Source organism: Dolichospermum sp. FACHB-1091 (assembly GCF_014697585.1).
Lineage (GTDB): Bacteria > Cyanobacteriota > Cyanobacteriia > Cyanobacteriales > Nostocaceae > Dolichospermum.
In genome coordinates this window covers 144,357-155,741 of record NZ_JACJSB010000008.1, presented here as the reverse complement: position 1 = coordinate 155,741, position 11,385 = coordinate 144,357, and the positions used below count along the sequence as shown (strand labels likewise).

Annotated in this window: 9 protein-coding genes; 1 reads left to right on the top strand and 8 read right to left on the bottom strand. The window is 39.9% G+C overall.

What is annotated here, in order from left to right; translation table 11 throughout:
• From H6G25_RS07465 to H6G25_RS07430, 8 genes are all read right to left on the bottom strand, one after another.
• Nucleotides 1-1,394 (bottom strand): DUF4347 domain-containing protein (locus H6G25_RS07465; protein WP_190391929.1); only part of this gene is annotated, 1,394 nt, incomplete at its 3' end.
• Nucleotides 1,395-1,538: 144 nt separating this feature from the next.
• A complete protein-coding gene (locus H6G25_RS07460) occupies nucleotides 1,539-2,747 on the bottom strand; it encodes a DegT/DnrJ/EryC1/StrS family aminotransferase (protein ID WP_190391928.1) in 1,209 nt (402 codons plus the stop codon).
• On the bottom strand, nucleotides 2,740-3,714 hold the full coding sequence (locus H6G25_RS07455) for an SDR family NAD(P)-dependent oxidoreductase (RefSeq protein ID WP_190391927.1): 975 nt from the start codon (nucleotides 3,712-3,714) through the stop codon (nucleotides 2,740-2,742). Before H6G25_RS07455 ends, H6G25_RS07460 begins: the two co-directional genes overlap by 8 nt.
• Entirely contained in the window at nucleotides 3,704-4,684 is a 981-nt protein-coding gene (locus tag H6G25_RS07450) for a methionyl-tRNA formyltransferase (RefSeq protein WP_190391926.1), read from the bottom strand. Before H6G25_RS07450 ends, H6G25_RS07455 begins: the two co-directional genes overlap by 11 nt.
• 13 nt (nucleotides 4,685-4,697) lie before the next feature.
• Nucleotides 4,698-5,711: a hypothetical protein gene (locus H6G25_RS07445; RefSeq protein WP_190391925.1), complete on the bottom strand. Its 1,014-nt coding sequence runs from the start codon at nucleotides 5,709-5,711 to the stop codon at nucleotides 4,698-4,700.
• A complete protein-coding gene (locus tag H6G25_RS07440; RefSeq protein WP_190391924.1) occupies nucleotides 5,711-6,820 on the bottom strand; it encodes a DegT/DnrJ/EryC1/StrS family aminotransferase in 1,110 nt (369 codons plus the stop codon). Before H6G25_RS07440 ends, H6G25_RS07445 begins: the two co-directional genes overlap by 1 nt.
• Nucleotides 6,817-7,932, bottom strand: a complete 1,116-nt coding sequence (locus tag H6G25_RS07435) for a Gfo/Idh/MocA family oxidoreductase (protein WP_190391923.1) — start codon at nucleotides 7,930-7,932, stop codon at nucleotides 6,817-6,819. Before H6G25_RS07435 ends, H6G25_RS07440 begins: the two co-directional genes overlap by 4 nt.
• A 220-nt stretch (nucleotides 7,933-8,152) precedes the next feature.
• Nucleotides 8,153-8,704, bottom strand: coding sequence for an acyltransferase (locus H6G25_RS07430; protein ID WP_190391922.1), 552 nt, complete (start codon nucleotides 8,702-8,704; stop codon nucleotides 8,153-8,155).
• A 474-nt stretch (nucleotides 8,705-9,178) separates the two neighbouring features.
• Here H6G25_RS07430 and H6G25_RS07425 point away from each other — a divergent pair, with 474 nt between their 5' ends.
• Nucleotides 9,179-11,371 (top strand): tyrosine-protein kinase family protein, encoded by a 2,193-nt coding sequence (locus tag H6G25_RS07425; RefSeq protein WP_190391921.1) that lies wholly within the window; start codon nucleotides 9,179-9,181, stop codon nucleotides 11,369-11,371.
• The last annotated feature ends 14 nt before the right edge of the window (nucleotides 11,372-11,385 follow it).

Genomic DNA, 11,385 nt, shown 5'->3' with positions numbered 1-11,385 from the left:
TGTGATGTTAAACCGCTAACAGAAACGATACTTACGTCATTGATGTTAGCAACGTTAGTAGTAGCTGTACTGATGGGATTTTCACTGCTGCCGAGAGCATCAGTGTAAGTAGCCCTGACTCGTACTTGCTGATTCACCTGTGCTTGAGCCAGAGTCAGTCTTTGGCTAGTAGCTCCGGTAATATTTGTCCAGGTAGTACCGTTGCTGCTCTGTTGCCACTGATAGTTAATGGTTACACCCGTTAATCCATCAGCATCGGCAACATTTGCTGTCAGGGTTTGGTTTTGCCTTGCCGTGCCACTGATGCTGACTGTACCAGGTTTGTTATTGGGATTTGGGGCAGTGGGAGCAAAGACAATATCCCGAAAATAGTTGGAATTTTGATAGGATTGGGCAGGAAAACTACCTGGGGTAAAGTCATACACCCCATTACTGCCATCGGCTACTGCGCTCAGGTCGCCATTCGTAAGGGTAGTCCCCAATCCATTGCTGGTAAAGGCGTAAAAGGTGTTGCTATTAACTGAAACAACATAAGTCGTATTGGCTTGAATATTCAATGGAGTTGCCAATGTTTGCTGTTGCCAACCCGAAGCAGTTTCATTGGTAAATGTTACGCTTGCCAGCAGGGTGCCTGTAGAAGACCAAATTCTACCAATATGGGTACCTGTTTCACTGGGAGCTTTGTAGTAGCGAATAGCTGAAATCTGTCCAGATTTCCCACTGCGGAATTCCATCCCCAACTCATAATCTCCGGCACTGCCAGTTCCATCTGTCTTAAATTGTGCTGGTGTTTGCGTGGTAAAAACACTTGCCAATAACCCCTTGTAGGAGTTGATCTGGGAATCTGTAAAGGGTGTCTGAGTCTCAATAGTGCCTGTAGCATACTCCAGAGTCCAGTTGCCGCCCAAGGCAGAATTACCCGTTAAATCTGTAGAAGCCGCAATATCGCCTCCTGTCAAGGTACTGATCTCTTTGACGAAGGCTTGTCCCAAGTCTCCTGCCGCAATATTACAACCGTAAAACAGAATATCCGCATCTGGAGTCAGGGATGCTTCCCACTGTTTTAGTTCGTGGGTGTATTGCTGGAGAGAGTTTGCACTCAGAAAACTGTTGCCCAATTGTACTTGAGCGACATTTCCATGGGAGATAATATCAATACCTGTCAAATTTTGATAATGTCCCAAGGTTTCGGTAATTTGAGCAATACCGTCTCGCGTCGGATCGAGAAGAACCTTGACATCTGCTTGCAGGTCTGCCATGAGAGTCATGGCATCAGAAACTCTTGAATCAAAAAATGCAATGTTTGTTACTGTTGATTCTTTTAAGGGGTCTCGATATTCTGTGATTAAGTTGGAATTTAATGGAGATGGCGATTCAGTTTCTGTAAACAACATTTGTTTTATCTATTTCCTATGTACGTATATGTACAAGGTTGAAGGCATTGCTGATTAAGAGTATGAATATGGCTCACGCAAAGTCGCAAAGTCGCAAAGAATTAAAGTTGAAAAGTCCAATTCAGTAATACCGACTTTTAATTTCTATATCTGCATTTGACAAGCGGCTTTTAGCTCGTTGACCACAGCATCTTGCTCTTGCTCGGTCATTTGATGAAATAAGGGCAATAGAATAGCGTGATCCTGTACTTGTTCACTTTCAGTTAAGAGATCGCAATGTTGTTCGGAACAGTCGCAATTTGCTCTTGCTACTCCACAAGACCAAGCTTCATGTTCATAGGCAGGTTCACGATGAGCGCACATAATTCCGCGTCGCGTGCCAATTCCAGCATCTAGCATTGCTTGCATCAGTTGTCGTTGATCATACTGTGGAGATAAGCGGATGCAGTAACTTTGCCAGTTACTCTTTGCCCAGGTTGGCTCTGTTGGTAATTTTAATCCTGGTATATCTGCCAACTGATGATGATATCGTTGTGCTAAATAACGACGGCGTTCCAGAATTTCCGGTAGGCGTTTGAGTTGTTCCCGTCCGACTGCTGCCTGAATATCAGTCATGCGGTAGTTGTAACCCAACATGGGATAGGACTCGAAAATCACCTGTTTTGCGCCGTGACGGACAGTATCAGGGACACTCATCCCATGTTGTCGCCAAAGCCGAAATTGTTGATCCCAGTCAGGATTATTAGTGGTAATCATCCCCCCGTCACCTGTGGTAATTACTTTGCGAGGGTGAAAGGAAAAGCAAGCAATATCTCCGTGGGGTTTACCGATTTTCTCCCATTGTCCATCCCAGAGAATCTCGCTACCAATGGCACAAGCTGCATCTTCAATCAGTGGTAAGTTATAGCGCTTCGCTATCACTAAAATAGCTTTGAGGTCGCAAGGCATTCCCATTTGGTGGACTATAAGAATAGCGCGAGTGCGATCGCTAATTGCATCCTCAATTAAAACTGGGTTGATATTGTATGTCTGCGGTTCAATATCCACAAAAACTGGAATCGCGCCACAATAACGAATACTATTAGCAGTAGCAATATAAGAGTGACTGACAGTAATCACCTCATCTTCTGGCTGTACACCCACGGCTAACAGTGCTAAGTGCAAGGCTGTGGTGCAATTAGAAACAGCACAAGCATATTTTGCTCCTACATAAGCCGCAAATTCCTGTTCAAATCCGGCAACTTCTGGTCCTTGAGTCACCCAACCGGACATGATAGCACGTCTGGCTGCTTCGGCTTCTGGTTCGCCAATCCAAGGTTTAGCAATGGGGATATTTTGCATTTTTTTAGACATGGCTTGTTTCCTTTGTCAGTTTTTGTTTGTGCCACCAAGTAACCAAGCGAGATAACCCTTCTTCTAAAGATACCTGTGCCTCAAATTTCAATAACTGTTTGGCTTTCCTCACATCTGCCACTCGGCGTTGCACGGCGTTAACTTTACGTTCTGGTTTATATTCTGGTTGGAGATCAGAACCCATCACTTTTAGTAAACTATGGGCTAAATCATTTAAGCTAGTTTCTACACCACTAGCAATATTGAAAACCTGATCTGTGATCCCAGCTTTAGCCGCCAAAATATTAGCTCTAGCGATGTCTTCAATATAGATAAAATCCATTGTTTGCTCACCATTGCCAAAAATTAGGGGTGGCTGTCCGGCAATAATTCGCTCCATCCAGCGAATCAATACCTCAGTGTAAACACCGTAAATATCCATGCGAGGTCCATAAACATTGAAGTAGCGTAATCCTACATAATTCAGTCCATACATTTCATAGAAGCTACGGTATAAACCTTCATTAAAGGTTTTCGCAGCACCGTAGATGGTGCGGTTATTGTAGGGATGATCAGATTCAGTTGTCGGGAAATTCTCTGCCATGCCATATATTGAGGCTGATGAGGCTGCAACTACCTTTTTCACCCCAGCTTTGACTGCTGCTTCGAGAACATTAAAAGTGCCATCTGCGAGAACTTCCAATGCTAGACGAGGTTCTTCGGCACATTGGGTAATCCGAATAGCAGCTTGATGAAATACCATATCCACACCTTGCATGATATCAGCCAGGAGTTGGCGATCGCGGATATCTCCCTCAACAATCACTAACGGACCATTGGCTTGTGTCCAAGCTAAGTTATCACGACAGCCGCGGGTAAAGTTATCGAGGACAATAACTTCTGCTACTTCCTCTTTTACCAGTAAATCGGCAATATGAGAACCAACTAAACCTGCACCACCTGTAATTAAAATTCGTTTATTTTGCATTTTCTTTGAGTTTTGTAGTTTCGGTTTCTAGACTTTGAATACGAATTAATAAATCAGAGATTCGTACTCCTAAAGTGCTTTTAGTAGATTTAATAATATTGGCCGCTGCTGTTATTTCTTGTCCAACAAATTGCACTTTAAATAGTCTCAGTACACCATCACCTGTCAGCACATCAACATAACCTGCTGTCTTTGATCTACCGATGACCCTACCAGGGATACGCCCTACATAAACAGGTGGATTATTAAGAATTTGAGCTTGCCAAATGAGTAGTTTCTTTTGTTGAAAATAAGTGTACGCACCCGGAAAAGGAGAAACTAATGCCCGAATTAAACAATCTATACTTCTAGTTGAATCTGACCAATTAATCTCACCATCTTCGGGAAGGCGAGTACAACAATAAGTAGCTTCAACACTATTTTGCTTTATTCCTTGATATCCATTGAATACTTTAATAACTGTCTCTGCCAAAAATTGCCGTTGAATTGTATTCAATCGGTCATATATATCAGCAACAGTATGATCAGAATGAATGGGAATTAGTTGTTGAAATAAAATGTTTCCTTCATCCAGTTCTGGCGATATTTTATGAATGGTTATCGCTGCACAAGATTCATTATTAATTATCGCCCAATTAACATTAGCACGACCGCGATAATTAGGCAATGGAGAATAATGAACATTGAGAAATGTAGACAGTTCTATTATTGCTGGTGGCAGAATTTGGTTATAGGAAGAAATCACCACACAGTCTGGTTGAAATTTTAAGAGTAAAGATTTAATTTCTGACTGGGATATCTTAGAAAAGATGGGAATACCCTTTTCTTGAGCAAAAGTAATAACAGGATCATCCACAGCAGATTCAGTCTCTATATTTCTGACTAAACCTTGCACATTGCACTTGGATATTAAAGACTCCAACGCACTAAATGTGGTCGTACCTATACCAATTAGCAGAACATTAACCATTTATCACCTTCCTTTACAGCAGTTGCACAAATTCCATCAATGACTGGTTATGACTCTGTGAAAATTGTTGCTGCCAAATCACTTCCGCTGCTTTGAGTCCACCTACTTGCAGACGGATAATTGGTTCTGGCCCCACAGCAGAAGGGAGGATACCCATGTGTTGCGGTTTCGGTTCTACTTCTGGACACACTAGAACATTCTGGGATAAAAAGGCAGACCTATCTATGTCTCCCCAATACTGAGCTACCACAGCACCTGGCCAGTATTTAGCGATATTGTCTGCATCCATCGCAGATAAAACTGGGTGAGTCTGGGGTTGCAAAGCCACTAAGATCACATCATATTTTCTGTGTATGGGCGCTACTTTCAGACTATCAACTGTGTCTACATTAGCACCAACACTAACTAGTCCACGTTCAATAAATGAACTAAAAGGATTATCACATAACAACAAAATATTACTTGTGTAGACGGCAATCCCAGCATTCAGTAAAAGCTTGATGGCCATGATCCCTAAAAAGGAAAATACGTCTACACTCGGATGTCGTTCATTGACACCTGCTACCTGAATTCCTCGCAAGCGACAGCTAATGAGGTCTATATCCTCTGATCTAAACTCCCATGCCTCATACATTAATCCAATAACTGTTGTTGGCTGCATCTCGGCAATCATCTCTGCATCAATAGGACGAACATGGCCACTATTGGTGATAATGTCGCTTTGAGCTAAAATATCTGGTAATTTATGTGTGATAAATTCGATTTTATCACTTACGCCCCCGATTTCCGCAAGTTGTTCTGTCTGGGCTTTCACTTCCTCTATAGTGCCATAGCGGCTACCTTGGGTCAGAGCAAACACTTTTTTCGCTCCTGCCATTGCAGCTATTACGGGGGTAACAACATAAGCTCCTGTTGCTGCTTCTGTCAGTACAGTCAGATTGTCAAGTTGCAGTTGACAACGGTGAATTGACTGTTGTATTAGGGTAATGAGACGATGGGGATTAAAACCAGGACGGGTATCGTTCATTAATTTTTGACTCCCTGAAGAATGTTTTGCAAATTTTCGCTAACAACGTGAATTTGTGTTGGTGTCAGTTCTGCATACATAGGCAGTGAAAGCACTTCCTTCGCTGCTAGTTCTGAGTGGGGAAAATCACCTGCTTTATATCCTAAATCTGCATAAGCTGGTTGCAAATGCACAGGAATCGGGTAGTGAATGCCTGTTTGGATACCCTGATCATTTAGCTGCTGTTGTAGGGGATCTCGTGACCTTGAACGCACGGCATAAATATGATAAACGTGATGGCTGTATGGCATAACAGTAGGAGTGATGACGTCTGCCTTTGCTAGTAGTTTATCATACTGGGCAGCGATCGCTCTCCTAGCCTGGGTCCAATCATCTAAATGGCGTAATTTAACCCGCAAGATTGCTCCTTGCAAGCCATCCATGCGATAGTTATAACCCTTGAGGACATGATGATACTTGCGTTCTTGTCCCCAGTCACGCAACGTTTCCATAGTGAGGGCGTATTTGGGGTTATTGGTGACTACCATTCCGCCCTCACCATACGCTCCCAAGTTCTTTCCTGGATAAAAGCTAAAACAACCTAAGTCGCCAATACTACCAACTCGTTGCCCCTTATACTCCGCCCTGTGTGCCTGGGCGGCATCTTCAATGACAGTCAGACCATAACGGCGAGCAATGTCTAAAATTGTGTCCATGTCTGCTGGTTGACCATACAAATGTACTGGCAAAATTGCTTTAGTGCGTTCGGTGATGGCTGCTTCAATTTTGGTGACATCTATAGTCAGGGAAACAGGGTCAATATCTACAAAAACAGCCTTAGCTCCGGTATAGTCAATGGCGGCTACGGTAGCTACAAAAGTGAAAGGTGTGGTAATTACTTCGTCACCAGGACCAATACCCGCTGCTAGAAGTGCTAGATGCAAAGCACTAGTACCTGTATTTACAGCAATGCCATAATCGGCGCTACAGTAGTTAGCGAACTCCCGTTCTAATGCTGCTACCTCATTACCTAAGATGAATTGTGTACTTTCCAGGACTTGAGAGATAGCGGTGTGGATTTCGTCTTTAATACTCAAATACTGTGATTTTAGGTCTATAAATGGAATCATCCTGCTACCTCTGCTAAGTTTAGTTCAATTAATCGTCCCTGCTGTTTAATAGATTGGGTAGCAGCTTCTAAAATTTCCACTACTCGCAGTCCTGCTGCTCCATCTGTAATTGGGGGATTACCTTGTCGAATACAATCAATAAAATGTAATGCCTCTGTTTGCAATGCTTCTGTCATATCCAACTTGGGAGACCACATATCACCTGTGCGATAACCGACCAGCATTTGATAAACGTTCTCAGGACTGTCATTCACTGTAATTCCCTTGTCGTACACCTTAATCTTTTCACTCGGTTCTAAATCGTCATAACAGACCATTTTTTGACTACCACCCAGTATTGTCCGCCGTACTTTTACTGGTGCGAGCCAATTGACATGAATATGGGCAATTAAGTTATTCTCAAAAAATAAGGTTAAGTAGGCAATGTTTTCTGGTTCGCTAGAAATGTGACTCATCCCTGTAGCGGATACCGCATAAGGCTTTGATAGCAATACATAATCCATAATGGAAAGGTCATGAACTGCCAAATCCCAGATCACATTGACATCGTGCTGGAATAGTCCTAAGTTGACACGGACAGAATCATAGTAATAGACATCGCCTATGGCATTTGTCGCTACCAGTTCCCGCATCTTCCGCACAGCACCTGTATACACAAAGGTGTGATCTACCATCAAGACTAAATTACGCTTTTGAGCCTCATCTATCAGTCTGATTGCCTGTTGGGAGGAAACAGTCATTGGTTTTTCTACTAATACGTGCTTACCGGCTTGCAAAGCTGCTAAGGCTAAATCGTAATGAGTAGAAACTGGTGTAGCAATGGCGATCGCATCAATCTTTGGATCTGCAAACAGGTCTTGGCTATTTGTGGTTAACTTGATGGCTGGGTATCGAGATTGCACCTTAGCCAGTCTATCTACTTGAAAATCACTAACTGCTATGACTTCTGCTCCTGGCAAATCAGCAAAGCTGCGGACTAAATTTGGACCCCAATAGCCATAACCGATAACGCCAATTTTGATTGTATTAATTGCCTGACTTTGCTGATTGATGGAGGTATTGTAAATATTTGGATCAAAAGCCAACCGCGAGTGAGCATGAGTATTTGTCATGGAATCTCCACGTATAAATAGTAAGTTTTACAAAACTTGATTTTTTCAAAATAAGCAGAATGACAATTTCTAGTGATGATTACAAGCAATCTTGTTAACAATACCTTCGCTAAATTTAAGGAAATTTTTTTGATATGTTGTAAAGTAACATGGTTGCATGATTTATGGTAGACAAATTGGCAAAAGTTATTTAGGATCTCAATTTGGTAAAGATATTGTTTTAAAACTCGGTTCTAATAGCTTTAAAAACTGAAATATTATCTGATTTCGTTAATAAGTTACTATGGGCAAAGCCGCCCAGTTTAGGAAGATTACCGATGATCTTTGCTGGTACTCCCACGACAATTGTATAATCGGGAATATCACGGGTTACAACTGCTCCAGCCCCAACTATGGCATTTTCACCAATTGTAACTCCTGGTAAGATTGTGGCATTACTACCAATAGAGGCACGGCGTTTTACATAAGTCTTAATTACAGACCAATCAGTTTCGTTTTTTAGGCTACTGTCTTGATTAGTTGCACGAGGGTAAAGGTCATTGGTGAACATAACTCCGTGACCAATAAATACTTCATCCTCGATAATCACGCCCTCACAAATAAAACTGTGTGATGAAACTTTACATTTAGATCCAACTATGACATTTTTCTGAATTTCCACAAAGCTACCAATCTTAGTTTCATCGCCAATTTCACAACCGTAAAGGTTGACAAGGTGAGGATGAAAAATGATTACGTCTTGACCTAACCTAACATTGTCATCTATCGCCATTTTTGTCTACCTTTGATAATTAAAATCCATGAGGAATCAGAAAAGTATACTTTTTGATACTTGAGTATATATATTCGATGATTCAATCTCTCACCTTTGGAAAAATCCATGCCAATCAAGTGATGTATCTGAAATTATAAATACTGGATTGAAAACAATTAAATGATAGTTCAATATAAAAGTCAATAGCTAATTTACGTTTTTTTGTTAACTTTAAATAATCTTTACAGGTTTTGAATAAAACTATAATGACTACAGTTAAATTATAAATATTAAGAAAACATATTGCTTGTCTGTTGACAAAGTGACAACTAATATGTTTTCCAAATTAAGAGCTTATAGAGATTATGCCAATTTGTCCACTACAACTCATGAAACAGTGTTACCTTACCAATTACTTGACTCTACAAGTTTTATATTTAATTGATTGAAATATCGAGTTGAAAATCAATTAGAAACTATATAAGGTTTGAGATGATAAAAAATCCCTATGCTTTACAGAATTTATCTCAAATAAATACACAAGAGGCTCAATCTACTCCTTTTGTTTATACAGTTCAGTCAGAAGAGGGTAATGAAGGTGGATTAAACTTAGGCAAATTATTGGCGGTTATTCGTCGCAGAATCATTATAATTGCCATCGGAACAACCGCTTTTGCATTTGCTAGTGTGGGATTAGCTTTGAATAAACCTCCAATTTATGTCTCTCAATTTAGACTTTTAACTGAACCGATAACAGCTGAAGATAAAGTAGCCCAAGATGACAGGTATAACAGAAGTGATTCTAATAAAATAGATGAAACTAAGTTGAATATTTTACAAAGTCCTAAATTGATATATCCTATCACCCAAAAAGTCCAGATGTATTACCCAGGTAGCAGCGCACCGGAACTTAATATCAAAATCCTACCTAATACTCAAATTTTAGAAGTTACTTATCAAGATCCCAATCCTAAGAAAGTTTTGTTTGTATTAAATCAAGTATCTGAATCATACTTAAAATACAGTTTAGATGAACGCCAAACAGAAACTAAACTGGGAATTAAATTTGTTGAAAAACAATTGCCACAACTACTAAGAAGAGTGGAAAATCTTCAGTCAAAACTACAACTTTTTCGTCAAAAATATGGACTGATTAATGCTGAAGTTCAAGGACAGGAACTTGCTAGTCAATTTAACCAAATTGTACAGAAACGGCTAAGTACAGAAATGCAATTAGCTAGAACTGAAACACTCTATACTAGTCTGCAAAAACAGTTGAGACTGGAAACTGATGAAGCAGAGGCTATTTCTATATTGAGTGAGTCTCCTGATTACCAGAAGCTATTAAGCCAACTCCAAGATAGAGAAACTGCAATTGCTATAAAATCATCTGAATATACAGAAAATAGTCCAAATATTCAAACTCTGCTGATTCAAAAACAAAATTTACTGGATTTAGTAGGCAGACAAAAACGGCGACTTTTGGGAATAACGTTGTCAAACACAAAAATGAATTCCTTAGATTCAGTTACACCAAATTCGGCTCGTCTGCGAGAAATTCAAAAATTTCTTGAGATAAATAAACAAATTGAGGTATTAAAAACAGAAATTCAATCTCTTAATCAAGCTGAAAGTTCTGTGGGGCAACAAATTAAATACTTTCCCTTTATTATTCGTCAGAAAGATGATTTAGAACGACAATTAAAAATTTCTGTTGATAATCTTAATCACTTTTTAACCGAACGGGAAAGATTACGCATAGACTCAGCTCAAAAGCAGATACCTTGGCAGATACTTACTCCTCCTAGTCAGCCTAAAAATATTGCACCAAGTACCACACAAAATTTAATTTTAGGAACAATTTTGGGGTTATTATTAAGCACAGGATTTGCTTTGATTATAGATAAGCTCAACAACGTCTTTTATGACCTTGAGGAAGTTAAAGATAAAATTAAATTGCCAATATTAGGGAATATTCCTCATATTAGGTTTGAAAAGAATGGTAAGCTTTATCGAAAACAGCATAGCTCAAACTTTTGGGAATCTTTCCGCTCTATTTATACAAATATTTCCTTTTTAAATAGTGATAGTTCTCTCCGTTCTCTAGCTGTGATTTCTGCTGCTCCTGGAGATGGTAAATCAACAATTGCTTTTTATCTAGCTCAGACAGCAGCAGCAATGGGTAAACGGGTGTTGTTGGTAGATGCAAATCTACGTTGTCCTAGTATCCATAAAATGTTAGACTTACCCAATACAAAAGGATTAAGCAATCTGATTTCTGAAGGACTAAATTTTGAGAATGTTATACACACAAACAGTAGCAGTATCGGAGAAAAAAATTATGATCTGAGTAGAGCGACTGCAAAAGATATAGGAAAATCATCTTTAGAGCATAACTTGTTTATCTTGACTACTGGAGAAATTCCCCCAAATCCCACAATTTTACTGTCATCTCCTCAGATGCAAAGCCTGATAGAACAATTTAAACAAAATTTTGATTTAATCATATATGATACATCGCATCTATTAGGTTTTGCAGATACTAATCTGCTGAGTAAATACACAGACGCAAGTATTTTGGCTATAAGAGTAGGTAAAACAAACCTTTCTGTTTTAGCCAAATCATTAGAGCAATTAAATTTCTCTTCTACTCCTATTTTGGGTGCGATTGCTATTGATCGATAATATATAGGAGTTTG

Coding starts and splice junctions, on each gene's coding strand:
- H6G25_RS07460 (WP_190391928.1), bottom strand. CDS start 2,747: ATGTCTAAAAAAATGCAAAATATCCCCATTGCTAAACCTTGGATTGGC.
- H6G25_RS07455 (WP_190391927.1), bottom strand. CDS start 3,714: ATGCAAAATAAACGAATTTTAATTACAGGTGGTGCAGGTTTAGTTGGT.
- H6G25_RS07450 (WP_190391926.1), bottom strand. CDS start 4,684: ATGGTTAATGTTCTGCTAATTGGTATAGGTACGACCACATTTAGTGCG.
- H6G25_RS07445 (WP_190391925.1), bottom strand. CDS start 5,711: ATGAACGATACCCGTCCTGGTTTTAATCCCCATCGTCTCATTACCCTA.
- H6G25_RS07440 (WP_190391924.1), bottom strand. CDS start 6,820: ATGATTCCATTTATAGACCTAAAATCACAGTATTTGAGTATTAAAGAC.
- H6G25_RS07435 (WP_190391923.1), bottom strand. CDS start 7,932: ATGACAAATACTCATGCTCACTCGCGGTTGGCTTTTGATCCAAATATT.
- H6G25_RS07430 (WP_190391922.1), bottom strand. CDS start 8,704: ATGGCGATAGATGACAATGTTAGGTTAGGTCAAGACGTAATCATTTTT.
- H6G25_RS07425 (WP_190391921.1), top strand. CDS start 9,179: ATGATAAAAAATCCCTATGCTTTACAGAATTTATCTCAAATAAATACA.